Here is a 15,724-nt window from a genome sequence, read left to right on the forward strand (position 1 = left end):
TATTCTCCCTTTATTTTTTTTCATCGATTTCAAGTCCTAAGACTTCAATTGTTAAAGATGGCCATTGTTTCATACTTACAGATACTGAACCTGGTGTATATGTATGCTCCGGTTCGTTGGCAGTAATATTTATTTCAGGTAAGTTTGTCTTCCAATTGATTTGTAGAATAGAAGGTTGATAATTAATTTTGACACTAAAGTGAGAAGGAATAAAGCCAATATTAAAATCGTACTGTGGGCTGGCACTGTTTTCAGCAACCTGAAAAGCAAGAGGATTGCCACCATTCTCAATTCTCATCAGTTCGTCACCCTGTTGAGATAATCGGGCCATACCAGCCAGCCAGTCATTGTAACCATTTTGTGCAGCTTCTTCCGTCCGTTTAAAAACACTCTTTAAATCCATATCTTCACGTGCTTTAGTCTGATCAATGGATAGCTTTCCAGGAGTACGTTCCATAGTTAATTCTGCAGGCTTTTGTATAATTGTCATTTCTGCAGCAGGCTGATGTATTTCTTGTACTGGCTTCTCTCGGCTCAATTCGATAAGTCCGGGAGTCGACTGTATTTTAAGTGTAACGGAGTTCATTTGATCTACGCTCCTTTATTCCGAGCTAATGGCTGTTCTGCTATAAAAAAAAAGCCGCCCAAAACATGCTGTCTTGGTCAGCCTCTATTATTTATCTTAAAAAGTCCAGTAAAGAAGGCTGAACGATTCTTGCTCCAACCCCAAGTGCAGCGCGGTGTACACTTTCCTGCATTTTAAGGTCAGTGATAACACGCTCTATCTCTGCATCTTCATTATCGGATAATACTCTGTTAGCAATTACTTCCTGCTCACTGACACGGGCATCAATGAGCTCAATGCGATTATACCTTGCTCCAAGTTCTGCTCTTTCTCCGACAATATTGTTTATATTGGATTCAAGTTTATCGATAAAGCTAGCAATTGGCATTGTTCCTGTACCATTAAGAGCCTTTTCAAGTTCCTGGATATCACCAAACAGTCCTGTTTCTGGAGATCCTGTATTGTAAGTGAATACTTTTGTCGCATTAATATTAACAGAAACCGGAATTCCTTTAGAAAGCTCAATACTTACATAATTACTGTTATTAGATATTTTAGCCTTCTCTAAATCAACAGGAGAGTTTTTCGTATCATTTCCATTAAAGATGTACTTGCCTGCTACCTGTGTATTAGCGATGGAAACCAAATGCTCTTTCAATTGAGTCACTTCTTCGCCAATCATTGCTTTTTGTGAAGCATCCAAGGTATCATTGCTCGCCTGCACAGTCAGCTCACGTATACGTTGCAGCACACTCGTCGCTTTATCAAGTGCAGCATCACTATTCTCAACCCAATTATACGCTTCAGAAAGATTCCTCTTAAACTGCTCAACTTCCGTCAATCCAGTCCGATAAGCCATCCCCTTCATCGCAACGACAGGATCATCGGACGGTCGGCTGATTTTCTTGCCTGTTGTGAGCTGTTCCTGTGTTTTGTCCATTCGTCTGTAGCTGTCGCTGATGTGGCGAAGCATGTTATTGGACAGCATGTTTTGTGTCACTCGCATAGATTATTCCCTACCTTCCGCCGACGCCCATGCCGTTTATGATTTTATCAAGCATTTCATCGACTACTGTGATGCTTCGGGCAGCCGCATTGTATGCGTGCTGAAACTGGATCATGTTCGTCATTTCTTCATCTATTGATACACCGCTTATCGATGTACGGCGCTGTTCAACTGCTTCAGCCAAAACTTGAGAGTTATGCGTTAAACGGACAGCCTGCTGAGTTGCAACTGCCATCTTTCCAATCCTGCCTTCATAATAGCTTTGTAGACTTGTAGCACCTGAAGAAAACGGCAAATCATTATTTTTAACATCAGATAGAGTAAGAGCGTTGCTGCCGTCCCCGCTGTATGGGCTCTTGGCAGCTGCAATATGATCCAGGTTGTCCATGTCTATATGAAGTTTTAGGTCTTTCGCTGCTCCTGCAGGACCACCCGCTAACCCATCAAAAAATTGATAAGAAGTCTTCATTCCCGATTTAATGCTATCAATGCTCCATCCAACGGAATGAGCATCATTGAAGGAATTGGCAAAGTAATAGGCCATTTCATCAAGGCTTGCAAGCATCTCATGATACTCACCTTTAACCGCTCCACCTTCATTGTAGCCGAAGCTCTCCAATTGACCCTTTAATGTCCCGCCGGAAAGACCAGCCACTGTAATCTGGCTTCCGCCTACCGAGACAGAGTCTGCGTAGCCGTTCGCTCCATAATTGACGGAAACAGGATTTAACACAGAGGGATTTGCCCCTGTATCAACCAATGTAAACGCGTTGCCATCTTTATCTACGATTTCTACCTTATACATGCCTTCCGCAATCTTAAGCGCCTGGCCACCGCTTTCCTGCTTCGTCTTCTGAACGTTCACGAGCTGTGACAGCTTGTCCATAAGATTGTCGCGCTCATCATACAGGTCATTCGGAAGATAACCATGTGGCTCAACCTCTTTAATCTGTAGGTTGATGTTGTTGATTTGCGAAGCCAATGAGTTTATTTCCTGAACACTCATTTCGGCCTGGCTCTTTATGTCTGATTGAATAGTAGTCAGAGAGTTTGATAGATAATTAAACGTTTCGGCCACTGCGATCCCGCGCTGGCGTACGACCGAGCGTGCTCCTGAGTCTTCAGGGTTGACGGATAGATCTTGAAGCGACTGCCAGAAACGGTCGAGTGTCTTAGAAAGTCCGTTTTCAGATGGCTCGTTCATGATGTCTTCCATCTTTTCAAGTGCTTCGCTTTTTGCGTTCCAATAGCCAAACTTGTTGTTCTCGCCGCGGAACTGTACATCAAGGAAGCCTTCACGTATGCGCTGGACAGAACCTGCTTTAACACCTGTTCCCATCTGACCTGGAACTTCAGGACGGTTGCGCGCTGCAGCTGGATAAGGTTCAGTCCCGACAAAGTTAATACGCTGGCGGCTGAAACCGGGAGTGTTGGCATTAGCAATATTATGTCCTGTCGTCATCAATGCTGACTGCTGTGTGTACATGCCCCGCCTTGCTGTTTCAAGGCCATGGAAAGTTGAACGCATCTGTTATTCCTCCGTATCTATTACGCTTTTGAGTCAAAAAGGGATGTGCCTGCTGTGCCGTATCCCTTCATTTGCGGCTTTGTATAGTTTACCGGCTCAGCTTCAGGCATCATCATGTCGAGTGTCAAATTCACCACCTGCAATGACTGATGAAGCAGCTGCTGATTCAGCTCATTCACTTGCTTTAGAGTCTCATAGTTTAGCTGTATTTCCTGCTGCAGCTCGCTTAGTCTTTCTTGATCAGCTGATGCACAGCTTGCCATGATGTCTGACAGCGTCCTGCTGCCAAAGTGCATCGTCCGTTCCGCATCAATCTGCTGCAATTTTTTCGTATGGATGTCTTCTTCCTTCAGCAGCGCATTAAGAATCATCATCTCGCCCTTTTTCACGGCCTCTGTTTTACGCTGGCCCAGCGATATAAGCTCCTGATGTACGCTGTTCAGCTTATCTAGCAAAGCTATCATTTTTGCAGCTTCCATCACTGCCTCCTATTGTTTACGCCAGAAATCCAAGAAAGATTTTGCAGTTTTCTCTGGCTGTACTTGATATGTTCCGTTCTCGACCTGCTTTTTAATTTCTTCCACTTTCGCTTTGCGCTCTGCATCGAGCTTCAGCTGTGTATGAAGATTTTTTGCTTCAGAAGAAATATTGATTTCGTCACGCTTCTGAGGTGTCTGCTTGCTCTGTCCAGCTGCTTCGTTCATTTGCTTTTTATATGGGTTATTGTGTATTGGGTTAAAGTTATTAATTTTCATTTTGTTCACCTCTTTAAAAAGATATCTTTCCTAAAGTCCAAAAAACAAACCGATACATCTTCTCTATAGTCCTAGTATCGGCATAATTATTAATATTTTAATGGACGAAATGACTATTTCTTTCTACTTCTCTGTATAGTAAGAACCTCTCATTTCCGCCTGCTTTTGCCGTATAAGATCTTCTAAATCGAGATCCTTTTTAATACTGTCCTTACAAACCTGGCACAGCCTTCCATCAGTCATCGGTGCTCCGCAGCCGTCACATGGGTAGGCGAAGTTCGGAAAGTCCTTCACACGGATCCTGCCTTGGTGAATAAACTTGATGATCGTCTTCTCTGGCACACCGGTTTTTATATGAGTTTCCATCAAAGTTGCCAAACGGTTCTCGCTGCGGCGGATGAACTTATATACCGCCTCATACTGTTTTTCCTCATTTACGTAGCACGCATCGCACGTGTCTCTTACATATTGAACATACAGTTTGCCGCACTCGCTGCAGTTGGTTAATTCCATAACTCCAGAACGCTCCTTTAAACGTCTCTTTTGTCATTGTATCGGCATCTGAATTTGTTTGTTTAATGCTAGCGTGCAAGAGTAAGTGAGGAAACTGAACTTGCTCCGGCGTCACGAAGAGTTTTAGCTGCCTGCCGGATCGTGGAACCCGTTGTATACACGTCGTCAATCAACAGTACCTTCTTTCCCGAGACATCCTCAACAGCCTCGAACGGTTTATTCTCCATATTCATTCGCTCAGCACGATTCTTTTTGCTCTGTTTTTGCTCATGCGATGTTCTGATCAGCACATTGTGGACTGGTCCCATTCCTTCTGCAATTAAGAGTGATTGATTAAATCCTCGTTCAAGATGGCGCTCTTCGCTTAATGGAATCGGAACGAGTATATGTTTTTGAAATTCCTTTTTATACATTTTTCTAGCAGTATTATAAAATACCTTGGCAAGCTCAGCGTCACCACGGTATTTATATTTCGACAGCATTTCCTGCATGAACGGATTATAGACATAAAGCGACCTGTTTCCCGCCAAAATCCCGGTCCATACAATGTCACTCTCCCACCTCACGCAGTCATTACACGTATTTTCTTGTCGATATTGCTCGGGAAATAATGAAAAAGGTCGTCCGCACATTTCACATATATCTCCATTTATTTCCTCAAGTTTTTCTGAGCACTCCTCGCAAAGTCCATTGTCTGTGTGCAGGTTGAAAAGACTCTCCCACGACAGTGGAAAAGCGTAAGGAGTAAAACAATAAAGACACCTGCTCATTTCCCGCCCTCCTTGTTCATCAAGTTAATCTGGCGGACAGCACGGTTCATCGCTTCTGATTTTACGTGGTGAAAAAATGTCACACTCCCGTTCGTGTCATCTGCCTTGCGCCCGGCTCTACCGGCAATCTGAACGAGAGCGCTCTCTGTGAAAATATCTTCTTCAGCTCCAAGCACAGCTACATCGAGCTTCGGCACCGTTACACCTCTTTCAAGAATGGTCGTCGTAACGAGCAACTTTATTTCCTTGTTCCGGAACCTTAACACTTTTTCTTTTCTGTTGGGATCCTCTGAATGGACGCTTTCTGCTGAAGGGAAAATGTTCTGAATGCTGGGAAGAAAAGTTTCCAGTAATTTGATGGATGGGATAAATAAAAAACCGCTCCGATCTGTTTCTTGAAGTGTACGTAACCAATTCAAAATAGGCTTAGGCAGTTTTCCCTTTTTCAGCTCCTTATGCCAATTCCAGCTTGACTTGAACTTCGGCACCGGCAGCGGCCTGCCGTGGAACCTTCGCGGTATTTTAACGTGCTGAAGCTTTCCAGTTTCAGCTCGTTTTTTTAGCTTCTTATCAGGAGTCGCGGTTAAGTAGATGAATAAGGCATTGGTTCTGGCAGCTTTTTTCACGGCATTTTGAAGGGTTTGTTCGTAACTGTATGGAAAAGCGTCCACCTCATCCACGATTACGGTGTTAAACGCTTGTTTAAATCGGTACAGCTGGTGTGTGGTAGAGATGATGATCTGTCCTGGGCAGTCTTTTTCTTCTGATCCGCCGTACAGCGCGGAAACCTTCACTTCTGGAAAAACATCCTTTATACGTGGTGCTAACTCAAGCACAACATCTGTCCGGGGAGTGGCAATACATATGCGTTCGCCTAAAGTAAGAGCCTTTTCAATTCCTCGGAAAAGAATTTCTGTCTTACCGGCTCCGCATACTGCCCAGATTAACAGCTCTCCTTTTTTATCAATAGCATCTAAAATCGCCTCGCTCCCTTTTGCCTGCCAAGGAGATAGCGTCCCTTCCCACGATAATGATGAATTATGTACCGGCCAAGTTTCATGCTCACTACTTGCTTCAAATAGTTCTGAGCACTCACTCACCCGCCCCATCATGATGCAATGCCGGCAATAATGGCAACTTTCCCGCTTGCAGCGAAAGCAGCTAAAACTGGCAAACAGCTGCTGCTCGTTATTTTCACAGCGGTTGCACACAAAGCGACCGTTCACTCTCAAGACACCTGCGCTGCGGACAGCAGCCGAATCTCTTAACTCTTCGTCACTAAATGGAAGTTCTTCACGAAGCAGAATGCGGCCATACAAAAACCGCATCAACGTTTCATTGATGCGGTCCGGAGAAGTTTCGTCAAAGAAGTTCATATGAAACCTCCTTACGATTATCTTTTTTTATACCAAGTAATACCGAGAGATCCTTCGCCTAGATGCGTTCCGATGACTGGTCCGAAATAGCTCATCGTGATGTCAGCGTGCGGATACTTTTCAAGAATTTCAGCGAGTATTTCTTTCGCTTCTTCCTCCCGGCGTGCATGAATCACGCAGACGCGGATATCATCACCTGGCTGAATGTCATTGTCCATAATTTCATAAATGCGCTTAATCGCTTTTTTCTTTGTGCGCACTTTTTCAAACGGGACGATTTTTTTGTCTTCAAAATGAAGGATCGGCTTAATCTGCAGAAAATTCCCGACCAGAAGCTGCGCTGTGTTCAAGCGCCCGCCGCGGTGCAGGTGGTTGAGGTCGTCGACTACAAAATAAGCGGGAATTCCCTGTGCCTTCATCGCTTCTAATGTATACATAATTTCGTCCCCTGCTGAACCAGCAGCTGCCATCTCGGCTGCTTTTTCAACGTAAAAGCCTTGCGGTGCACAGCTGATTTCAGAGTCAAACACATGAAGCTTGATTCCTTCAATCATTCCGCCTGCTGCAGCCGCGCTTTGATATGTTCCACTGATGCCGCTCGATAATGTGATCATAACAGCTTCGTCATAATCTGCAGAAAGTTTTTCAAGAAGCTCTACCAGTTCGCCGATTGCCGGCTGCGAAGTTTTTGGAAGGGCGCCTTCAGTCCCGACCATATCGTAAAAATCGTCATTGCTCAATTCCACTTCTTCTTTATACGTTTCATTGTTGATGATGACATTCAGCGGAATCATTACAATGTTCTTTTCTTCTCTCAGGTTTTCAGGAAGATATGAGGTACTGTCAGTAATTATTGCAACTTTAGCCATTGTAAATTCCTTTCCTGTGCTCGATTGAGCTCTGTTTATCTACCTTACTAGTTTACATCATTAACTAATAAGTTTCATTAAACACTTACCGAGTTAAAGAAAGGCTTTGGCATATTGTACTTTATTTTTTCAACTTGTGCAGATGCTCTTTTTGGCAAAGTGCAGCAGCACCGTACAGGACAGACTGGTCACCGAGTGATGAAATGCCCAACTCCACAGGAAAAGGAACGTTATTTTTCACGATTTCATGTATTTTTTGTATAAACTGCCCGCCATTTTGGCTGACTCCTCCTCCAAACAGCAAGACCTCGGGGTTTAGCATCGAAACAATATTCGTCACAGCCATTCCGAGGTGGAGGATGCCGTCCTTTATGATAGAGGCCGCCAGCTCGTCACCGTTATTCGCAAGGCGGAATACCTCATCTGTTTTCACATTTTTTCCTGAACGATCTGAATATAGCTTGGCAATTGCATACCCGCCCATCTTGCTGCTCAAAAAACCATATTCCTCTCTAATCGGAGTGAAGCCTTTGTCTGCCGATTCGTAATCACTGATCATATAGCCGATCTCGCCCGCTCCCCAGCTGGAGCCGCGGTATAGTTTTCCATCCATCATGAACCCTGCACCGATACTCGTGCCGATCATGATAAGTACGACGTCTTTTTTACCGCGAGCTGCACCAAAAGCTGCCTCGCCTAGCAAGCCTGCGTTCACATCATTTTCAATATAAGCCGGAATATTCAATTCCCGCTCAACCGCTTCTTTTATATGATAGTTCTTCCATTTCAGGTTAGGGGCGTTATATACGATTCCTTCATTCACATTAACAAGACCAGGTACACCAATACCGGCACATGCCACTTGGCTGATCGATACCCCTTGTTCATCCAGCATCTTATTTACACTCCGGCATAGCTCTTCAACAATGCCAGTTTTGATATGATCCTGCGTTGAAAATTCTGTGCTCGTGATCATGTCTCCATTCAAACGGCAAAGTGCTGTCTCGACATTCGTCCCGCCTATATCCGCTGCGATAATAAAATCCTTTTCCATTCCCCTCACCTCCGTTTTTTCTCTTTACCCTAATGATGATACAAGTATAGCGCAGTCTAGAGAACTATTTTGAGTGAACTCTTTTTTTGGGGGGGCTTTTGTGTGAGGGGTACGGTACCCAACAAAAAAATTAGCTTATTGGCTTTTTGCTGGGGCTGGGGAAATGTAAAATCACGGAAAGTGGCCCGCGTATGAGTCGTTTGCGCCCGCGGATTGCTGTTTGGCGCCCGCAATTTTTGAGATTGCGCCCGCGCTTTCCTTTTCTGCGCCCGCATTTGTGTAGATTGCGCCCGCGCTTCCCTCTTATACGTCGGCGGCGGTCCCTAGCTCCCTCTCAGAGGGGCCTCCACAAAGAAAAGAGGCCCCCCGGCAGCATACACCGCCAGCAAAGCCTCTTTTCAATCTAATATCTGTAGGTTATCTCACCTTGACCCAGCCATTTTTGATAGCTTCTACTACTGCCTGGGTACGGTCGTTAACGTTCATCTTTTGCAGAATGTTACTCACATGGTTTTTAACTGTTTTCTCGGAAATGAACAGCTCTTCACCGATTGTGCGGTTGCTGCGGCCGTCAGCTAGGAGCTGAAGGACTTCGCATTCGCGGCGGGTCAGGATGTGGAGCGGCTTGCGGTATTCGACTTCTTGGAAGCCGACATTTTTGTCGTCTTTCGGGTTAGTGGAAAGACGGCGGAATTCGTTCAGCAGGTTGTACGTAATCTTCGGGTGAAGGTACGCACCTCCGTCAGCTACGACGCGGACCGCTTCGATCAATGAATCGGCGTCCATCTCTTTCAGCAAGTATCCTGATGCACCGGTTTGTACGGCGTGTGACACGTATGTTTCATCATCGTGGATCGATAGGATGATAACCTTTGTGTCAGGCGCTTTTTCTATCAGACGGCGAGTTGCTTCGACTCCGTTCACGTGCGGCATGTTAATGTCCATCAGGACGACGTCCGGGTTGTGGTCGCGGACGATTTCTTCCGCTTCAGATCCGTCATCACCTTCCGCTACAACTGAAAAATTGTCTTCCATATCCAGAATTCGTTTGACTCCTTCGCGGAATAAGCGGTGGTCGTCGATGATTGCGATTGTCGTTTTGTCTGTTGAACTGGAATCCACCATATTTAAATTTGGCATGTTGAGTCCCTCCTCAATTCTGTATCGGAATTTGAATGTATACACTTGTGCCGAATTTCGGCCGTGAATTGATTTTTAAAGTGCCTTCGAGCAGCTCGACCCTCTCCCTCATGCCCATAAGGCCGAACGAGTTGGTTTTCTGGGGCTGTTTCATATCGAAGCCTTTTCCGTTATCTTTAATATAAAGTGTAACGAATTTTGACGTAAACTCAAGCTTTACTTGTATTTCATCTGATTCGGCATGTTTGCAGGCATTGCTGACAGATTCCTGTACAAGCCGGAACAGCGCGATCTCCATTTTTGTCGGAAAACGCATTTCTTTACCGAGCGACTGCAAGCTGATATTGACCTTTTGGCTTTCCTCAACATTGCGCAAATACTTACGCAGCGTAGGAACGAGTCCAAGATCGTCTAGTGCCATCGGCCGCAGATCGTAGATGATTCGGCGCACTTCCTTCAGCGCTCCTCTGACCATTTCCCTTAAATCCTTGATTTCGGCATGCGCTGCATCTGTTCCTCTCTCGATGAAGATTTTTTCGATGAGTTCGGAACGGATAAGGACATTTGCCATAAGCTGAGCTGGTCCGTCATGAATTTCACGAGAAACTCTCTTACGTTCTTCCTCTTGTGCTTCGATGATTTGAAGCCCGAATTCCTGTTTCTGCTGAGCGTCCTGGACGAGTTCGTTCAGCTTTTTCAGATCGCCGCTTAAATATGTAAGCACGACCGAAATCTGACTTGTCAGCAATTCTGCTTTACTTACCGTATCTTTGAGAGCAAGCAGGCGGCGTTCGAGGTCATCCCTCTTTTCGCGAAGCTGTTTTTCTGTCTGGCGGATAATCGACAGTTCGATCTGGATGTGGTTCGCGTTTTCATAGCACTCGCGAATATCGCTTTCGCTGTACTTCTGAAAATGCTTGCTCACCTCGGCCAGGCGCGAACGCGCTTCTCTAGCAGCAGCTTCGAGCACATCCGTCCTTGCAATCGTATCGAGCACCTGGTCTTTCACCATCTCTAGTTCCTGTGAAAGCGTAATGAATTCTTGGCGCGAATGCTCGCTGATGTCGAAAATCTGCGTTTTGCTTTCTTTTACCGTATCGATGGTTTTATCTAAAATACCGTCCAATAATCTAGGATCAAGAGCCAGTTTTGCCGACATGTAAATTTCCTCCAATTAAAACAGTAAAGAAAACAGAACCTTATAACTAGAACCATCTTACCTAATTTTTTTACAGGTCTTTTTGTCTAGGTAGTCATTATTTTCCTATATATAGATATCAATTCGAAGCAATGTGACATTTTATGACTTTTTTTAAAAATAAATAAATTAACGCAGTAAAAAGGTACTGCATGGCGGAGCGGCTTATAGAAAATTTGTTTGCTTGCCATATCACCCTTATAATGAAGGATACCACTTTATACCCTTTTGCTGTTGCAATTACGGCAATTTTACAAAATTTTTGTGGAGATGATCACCTTGCTATTAAATTATCTTACTGTAAAGACTTTTGGAGACCATGAAATCATTATTGATAAATCTCGCTTTATCGCACATTTCAAACGTACGGAGACAGAAGAAGAAGCCGTTGCTTTTATTCAGGAGATCAAGAAAAAGCACAGCTCAGCCACTCATAACTGCTCTGCTTATCTCATTGGCGAGCACGATCAGATTCAAAAAGCGAACGATGATGGAGAGCCTTCGGGCACAGCGGGTGTTCCAATGTTAGAAGTTTTGAAAAAAAGGAAATTAAAAGATGTAACCGTCGTCGTAACTCGCTATTTTGGCGGAATTAAACTTGGCGCAGGAGGATTGATACGCGCTTACGGAAAATCCGTCAGCGAAGGTTTGAACGAAATTGGCATCGTTGAGCGGAAATGGACTCAAATTATTGAGACAGAAGTCGACTATACATGGTTAGGAACGCTGGAACAGCAGATTCGTCAGTCTAATTATGAACTTAAAGAAATACAATACCTTGAAAACGTAAGCATATATACCTATGTCCCTTCGGAAGAGACAGACGCTTTCATTTCATGGATGACGAATTTGACAAATGGCCGTGCGCGTATTGAATTGAAGGAAAGCATATATTTAGAGAGCGACTATAAATAATGTAAAATCTTTGATAATTCTTCGACAAATATTGCTAAAATAATATCCTTCCTTTATATTGAAATCATGTGCTTTTTCGTTAGTAAAAAAGCGCTGACTTTTTATTTTGTTTAAGACAACAAATATCGGTTTTTACCGAATGATGTATATAAGTTACCATAAGAGGGAGTTTTCGCAATGGATAGATTACGTCGTAAGAAAAGAAGAAGAAGAAGGATCGCCTTTATTCTCCTGCCTGTCTTGCTGATCCTTTTTACCGGGCTGGCGTACGGAGGATATTTAACATACAAGCTGGCAAGCGCAACATCGAATGCTAATTCAGAACTTAATCGCGGAGAAAAATCTGACATGCGTGACGAAGCTGTTAATCCAGCCAAGGATAACTTCTCTGTCCTGTTCGTCGGGATTGATGAACGTGATGTTGGTGAAAACAGCCGTACGGATGCACTAATTCTTGCAACATTTAATAAAAAAGAAAAGTCCGTCAAGATGGTCAGTATCCCGCGTGATACACTTGCTGAGATTCCAGAGCATGGTAAGGATAAAATTAACCACGCTCATGCGTTCGGCGGTATGGACATGACTGTCGCAACAGTTGAGAACATGTTTGATGTTCCAGTTGACTACTTTGTAAAATTGAACTTCAATGCATTTATCGAAATTGTTGATTCATTGAACGGTGTTGAAGTAGATGTACCGTTCGACTTTACAGTTCAGGATTCTAAGGACCGCAAGAATGCTATCTCATTAAAAGAAGGCACGCACACTTTGAACGGTGAGGAAGCGCTTGGTTATGTCCGTATGAGAAAACAGGATCCTACAGGAGATCTTGGACGCGGAGAACGCCAGAAGGAACTAATTAAAGCTATTCTAGATAAAAGTAAATCAGTATCGTCTGTGACGAAATACGATAATGTGATCGATAACGTTGGCGATAACATGCTGACGAACTTCACATTTGGAAACATTGTGGCACTTCAAAAATACGCGAGCTCATTGAATAACATTGAAACGCTGAAGCTTGAAGGTCACGACTTGAACGATCATGGCTATTACTACGAGCTTGAAGATGAATCTCTCTGGCAAGTAAGTGATACACTGAAAAAGCATCTTGAATACGAAGAAGATGCTCAGACAGAAGAAAGCCAAGGTCAAAACCAAGAAGAAGAACAATCACAAGATTACAGTCAAGAACAGCAATAACACACAACCGGCCCAAACAAGGGGCCGGTTTTTTTATGTGTATAAAAAGAAATCACAAGGCGACAATGGTGAAAGGATATACAATTTTCTCCTTTAACTCTGACTTTTTTTAAAAGATTGTTGCTTTTGAATGATTTGTCTTTTTAGTAATATCAGCGAAGTTGCCACCGAAGAGCAAATTCCAATGCTATTTCATTAGATGTTTCGATATAGATTGAATTCTGCAGCTGGCATATTCATTCATCAATTGGTTTGTTCATCTTGAATTCATCATTGATAAAGTTGATCGGAGTGTAAGGTGCCGACTCCAGCGGGACAAGCGGTCAGGTGAGACCCTTTAGGGCGCACAGCGGCAAAGGGCTCACCGACTGCCCCGCGGAAAGCGTGTGCCTGAAACGGAGAACAACATCTACTCTGAGTTCTATAATACGACTAGGTTAAACGAACAACCTTTATTTTTTATGTCATATATTGCCACAATTTCCGATTTCCGCTATAGTGTAGACAAGCGTTTTATCCTAACAAGGGAGCCACTCATAATGGAACGAGCTGAACGAAAAAAATTAAAGAAAAAGAAAAAAAGACGATGGCTGTTGCCTCTGCTAGTAGTAGTGCTTGCTGTTGTGGGCTACGGCGGCTATTTGACGTATAAGCTTGCCAACGCGACATCAAAGGCTAACGAAGAACTCGAGCGTGGAGACAAGTCAGAAAAACGGGATGAAGCGGTTAACCCGGCAAAAGATAATTTCTCTGTGCTGTTTGTAGGAATTGACGAGCGTGAGAAAGGCGGAAATACCCGCTCCGACGCCCTCATCCTTGCGACCTTTAATAAAAATGAAAAGTCGGTAAAGATGGTCAGCATCCCGCGTGACACATATGTTGAAATCCCTGGGCGCGGTGAAAAGGATAAGATTAATCACGCTTTTGCATTTGGCGGCGTTGATCTTACGGTTTCCACCATCGAAAACTTTTTTGATGTACCTGTCGATTATTTTGTAAAACTCAACTTTGACGCATTTATGGATATCGTTGATCACCTCGGCGGTGTGGAAGTAAATGTACCGTTTTCGTTTACCACACAAGACAGCAAAGACCGCAAGAACGCGATCAAGCTTGAAAAGGGTGTGCATACACTCAATGGAGAAGAAGCTCTCGGCTTTGTACGCATGAGAAAACAAGATCCAACAGGAGATCTTGGACGCGGCGATCGTCAGAAAGAATTGATTAGAGCCATTCTTGAGAAGTCAAAATCACCTCTTGCCATTCCGAAATATGACAATATCATCGACAGTGTCGGTGATAATATGAAAACGAATTTCTCATTCGGAAATATTATCGCACTGCAGCGTTATGCAGGGGGACTCGGCAAAATTGAACAGCTAAAACTTGAGGGACATGATTTAAATCTTGATGCTTATTATTATGAAGTTAATGAGGACTCGCTAATTAAAGTAAGCAATGAGATTCAGCAGCACCTGGATTACAAGCCTCAATAAAACGATAAAAGGCAGACACTGTTTACGAGTGTCTGCCTTTTCTTTTGTCCTGTTCTCTGTTTTCACTTACTGTGCATACTTTTCAGCTTTGAAACGAGATTCAGCAGCGGGCGGTAATTTTTATGAACGAGTCCGACCATTTCAACGATAATCTCGAGTGTAACGACAAACATCGTAAGTATCACTACCGCTCCCCAAATGGTGGTTTTAGAAAACATGATCGCAAACAATCCGAAAAGTGTGCTGATTCCATATATGATAAGAACCGTCTGACGGTGGTTGTAGCCGACTCGCATGAGGCAGTGATGGAGATGCGACTTATCAGGCTCTGACAGCGGCTTTCGCTGTACAGCACGGCGGATGATGGCAAAAATCGTATCTGAAATGGGTACACCAAGAATGATGACGGGGATAATCAGTGAAAAGAGCGTTACATTTTTAAAACCTAACAGCGAGATAACCGAAAGCATATACCCGAGGAACAGAGATCCAGTGTCTCCCATAAAAATTTTTGCCGGGTAAAAATTGAAGAGAAGAAAGCCGAGATTGGCTCCAAGAAGAATAAGGGCGATGGCTGCAACAAAATAATTGAACATGCCAAAAGCGATGATCGTAATAGTGAGTAGAACGATAGATGTAACACCTGCTGCGAGACCGTCGAGACCATCGATCAGGTTAATCGCATTCGTAATGCCTAAAATCCAAAGCAGCGTCAGAGGTACCCCGAACCAGCCTAGATGCACGATCGTTCCGAACGGCACATTAATAAACTCGACCACGACTCCATTAAGGATCACAATCATGGCGGCCAGCACCTGACCTGCCAGCTTGGCGAGAGGAGTAAATGCATAATAATCATCGAGCAGACCAGTTACAACAATAACAAAGGCACCTGCCAAAATAGGAAACAGGAAATCACTTGTCGCATCAGACACCCAAACCCCAGCGATAAACGCGATAAAAATCGCAAGTCCTCCCATACTCGGAGTGCTTTTCACGTGCACTTTCCTGGAATTAGGCTGATCGGTAACACCAAGGCGGACAGCAAGCTTAATAACAAGCGGTGTAACAGCTGCTGCTGCCAAAAGGCTTATGAACATCGGATATAAATAGGCCATGTTTTTCCCTCCAATGTTAACATTTCCTTTACCGCTTCATTTAAGTCAAAGAAAACTCAGCTGGTGCTAAATTTTTTATAATGTTATCCTCTTGCATCTTCAAAAACCTGGCTCTTTTTTAAAGATCGTTGCTTTTGAAAAGATTTCTTTCTAAAAAGGTTTAGATGAGTAGCCTCAGAGCTTAAAACAAGCGTCGAGGATAATATCATGAGAAATGT

At 43.8% G+C, this 15,724-nt stretch carries 16 protein-coding genes; 3 read left to right on the top strand and 13 right to left on the bottom strand.

Annotated features, from left to right (window positions below):
- Positions 1-10: 10 nt before the first annotated feature.
- The 12 genes from CGZ90_RS07650 to CGZ90_RS07710 all read right to left on the bottom strand — a co-directional run bounded on the left by CGZ90_RS07650 (position 11) and on the right by CGZ90_RS07710 (position 10,735).
- Positions 11-586: a DUF6470 family protein gene (locus CGZ90_RS07650; protein ID WP_094251705.1), complete on the bottom strand. Its 576-nt coding sequence runs from the start codon at positions 584-586 to the stop codon at positions 11-13.
- Between the two features lie 91 nt (positions 587-677).
- Positions 678-1,571 (bottom strand): flagellar hook-associated protein FlgL, encoded by an 894-nt coding sequence (flgL, locus tag CGZ90_RS07655; protein WP_094251706.1) that lies wholly within the window; start codon positions 1,569-1,571, stop codon positions 678-680.
- Between the two features lie 10 nt (positions 1,572-1,581).
- The gene (flgK, locus tag CGZ90_RS07660) at positions 1,582-3,099 is read right to left on the bottom strand and encodes a flagellar hook-associated protein FlgK (RefSeq protein WP_094251707.1); all 1,518 of its coding nucleotides are present in this window, start codon (positions 3,097-3,099) and stop codon (positions 1,582-1,584) included.
- Between the two features lie 20 nt (positions 3,100-3,119).
- The gene (locus CGZ90_RS07665) at positions 3,120-3,578 is read right to left on the bottom strand and encodes a flagellar protein FlgN (RefSeq protein ID WP_094251708.1); all 459 of its coding nucleotides are present in this window, start codon (positions 3,576-3,578) and stop codon (positions 3,120-3,122) included.
- A gap of 9 nt (positions 3,579-3,587) precedes the next feature.
- Positions 3,588-3,854, bottom strand: a complete 267-nt coding sequence (gene flgM / locus CGZ90_RS07670) for a flagellar biosynthesis anti-sigma factor FlgM (protein ID WP_094251709.1) — start codon at positions 3,852-3,854, stop codon at positions 3,588-3,590.
- Between the two features lie 123 nt (positions 3,855-3,977).
- The gene (locus CGZ90_RS07675) at positions 3,978-4,367 is read right to left on the bottom strand and encodes a TIGR03826 family flagellar region protein (protein ID WP_094251710.1); all 390 of its coding nucleotides are present in this window, start codon (positions 4,365-4,367) and stop codon (positions 3,978-3,980) included.
- Between the two features lie 68 nt (positions 4,368-4,435).
- Positions 4,436-5,137: a ComFC family protein gene (locus CGZ90_RS07680; protein WP_094251711.1), complete on the bottom strand. Its 702-nt coding sequence runs from the start codon at positions 5,135-5,137 to the stop codon at positions 4,436-4,438.
- Positions 5,134-6,513, bottom strand: coding sequence for an ATP-dependent helicase ComFA (locus tag CGZ90_RS07685; protein WP_094251712.1), 1,380 nt, complete (start codon positions 6,511-6,513; stop codon positions 5,134-5,136). Before CGZ90_RS07685 ends, CGZ90_RS07680 begins: the two co-directional genes overlap by 4 nt.
- A 17-nt stretch (positions 6,514-6,530) precedes the next feature.
- Positions 6,531-7,382 (bottom strand): DegV family protein, encoded by an 852-nt coding sequence (locus tag CGZ90_RS07690; protein WP_094251713.1) that lies wholly within the window; start codon positions 7,380-7,382, stop codon positions 6,531-6,533.
- A 121-nt stretch (positions 7,383-7,503) separates the two neighbouring features.
- The gene (locus tag CGZ90_RS07695; protein ID WP_094251714.1) at positions 7,504-8,436 is read right to left on the bottom strand and encodes an ROK family protein; all 933 of its coding nucleotides are present in this window, start codon (positions 8,434-8,436) and stop codon (positions 7,504-7,506) included.
- A gap of 417 nt (positions 8,437-8,853) precedes the next feature.
- Positions 8,854-9,576: a response regulator gene (locus CGZ90_RS07705; RefSeq protein ID WP_276206762.1), complete on the bottom strand. Its 723-nt coding sequence runs from the start codon at positions 9,574-9,576 to the stop codon at positions 8,854-8,856.
- 13 nt (positions 9,577-9,589) lie between these two features.
- On the bottom strand, positions 9,590-10,735 hold the full coding sequence (locus tag CGZ90_RS07710; RefSeq protein ID WP_094251716.1) for a sensor histidine kinase: 1,146 nt from the start codon (positions 10,733-10,735) through the stop codon (positions 9,590-9,592).
- Positions 10,736-11,053: 318 nt separating this feature from the next.
- On the opposite strand from CGZ90_RS07710, the gene CGZ90_RS07715 reads away from it, so the two are divergent.
- The 3 genes from CGZ90_RS07715 to CGZ90_RS07725 all read left to right on the top strand — a co-directional run bounded on the left by CGZ90_RS07715 (position 11,054) and on the right by CGZ90_RS07725 (position 14,388).
- The gene (locus tag CGZ90_RS07715) at positions 11,054-11,689 is read left to right on the top strand and encodes a YigZ family protein (RefSeq protein ID WP_094251717.1); all 636 of its coding nucleotides are present in this window, start codon (positions 11,054-11,056) and stop codon (positions 11,687-11,689) included.
- 177 nt (positions 11,690-11,866) lie between these two features.
- Entirely contained in the window at positions 11,867-12,892 is a 1,026-nt protein-coding gene (locus CGZ90_RS07720; protein ID WP_094251718.1) for an LCP family protein, read from the top strand.
- Between the two features lie 539 nt (positions 12,893-13,431).
- Positions 13,432-14,388: an LCP family protein gene (locus CGZ90_RS07725; RefSeq protein ID WP_094251719.1), complete on the top strand. Its 957-nt coding sequence runs from the start codon at positions 13,432-13,434 to the stop codon at positions 14,386-14,388.
- A gap of 62 nt (positions 14,389-14,450) precedes the next feature.
- Here the strand turns inward: CGZ90_RS07725 and CGZ90_RS07730 are convergent, their stop codons facing one another.
- Positions 14,451-15,506, bottom strand: coding sequence for a glycosyltransferase family 4 protein (locus tag CGZ90_RS07730; protein WP_094251720.1), 1,056 nt, complete (start codon positions 15,504-15,506; stop codon positions 14,451-14,453).
- Between the last annotated feature and the right edge of the window lie 218 nt (positions 15,507-15,724).

The sequence above is a fragment of the Fictibacillus aquaticus genome, from assembly GCF_002245695.1.
Lineage (GTDB): Bacteria > Bacillota > Bacilli > Bacillales > Fictibacillaceae > Fictibacillus > Fictibacillus aquaticus.

Bases quoted from the DNA above. Each gene is read 5' to 3' on its own strand.
- CGZ90_RS07650 (WP_094251705.1), bottom strand. From the start codon at position 586: ATGAACTCCGTTACACTTAAAATACAGTCGACTCCCGGACTTATCGAA.
- flgL (WP_094251706.1), bottom strand. From the start codon at position 1,571: ATGCGAGTGACACAAAACATGCTGTCCAATAACATGCTTCGCCACATC.
- flgK (WP_094251707.1), bottom strand. From the start codon at position 3,099: ATGCGTTCAACTTTCCATGGCCTTGAAACAGCAAGGCGGGGCATGTAC.
- CGZ90_RS07665 (WP_094251708.1), bottom strand. From the start codon at position 3,578: ATGGAAGCTGCAAAAATGATAGCTTTGCTAGATAAGCTGAACAGCGTA.
- flgM (WP_094251709.1), bottom strand. From the start codon at position 3,854: ATGAAAATTAATAACTTTAACCCAATACACAATAACCCATATAAAAAG.
- CGZ90_RS07675 (WP_094251710.1), bottom strand. From the start codon at position 4,367: ATGGAATTAACCAACTGCAGCGAGTGCGGCAAACTGTATGTTCAATAT.
- CGZ90_RS07680 (WP_094251711.1), bottom strand. From the start codon at position 5,137: ATGAGCAGGTGTCTTTATTGTTTTACTCCTTACGCTTTTCCACTGTCG.
- CGZ90_RS07685 (WP_094251712.1), bottom strand. From the start codon at position 6,513: ATGAACTTCTTTGACGAAACTTCTCCGGACCGCATCAATGAAACGTTG.
- CGZ90_RS07690 (WP_094251713.1), bottom strand. From the start codon at position 7,382: ATGGCTAAAGTTGCAATAATTACTGACAGTACCTCATATCTTCCTGAA.
- CGZ90_RS07695 (WP_094251714.1), bottom strand. From the start codon at position 8,436: ATGGAAAAGGATTTTATTATCGCAGCGGATATAGGCGGGACGAATGTC.
- CGZ90_RS07705 (WP_276206762.1), bottom strand. From the start codon at position 9,576: ATGCCAAATTTAAATATGGTGGATTCCAGTTCAACAGACAAAACGACA.
- CGZ90_RS07710 (WP_094251716.1), bottom strand. From the start codon at position 10,735: ATGTCGGCAAAACTGGCTCTTGATCCTAGATTATTGGACGGTATTTTA.
- CGZ90_RS07720 (WP_094251718.1), top strand. From the start codon at position 11,867: ATGGATAGATTACGTCGTAAGAAAAGAAGAAGAAGAAGGATCGCCTTT.
- CGZ90_RS07725 (WP_094251719.1), top strand. From the start codon at position 13,432: ATGGAACGAGCTGAACGAAAAAAATTAAAGAAAAAGAAAAAAAGACGA.
- CGZ90_RS07730 (WP_094251720.1), bottom strand. From the start codon at position 15,506: ATGGCCTATTTATATCCGATGTTCATAAGCCTTTTGGCAGCAGCAGCT.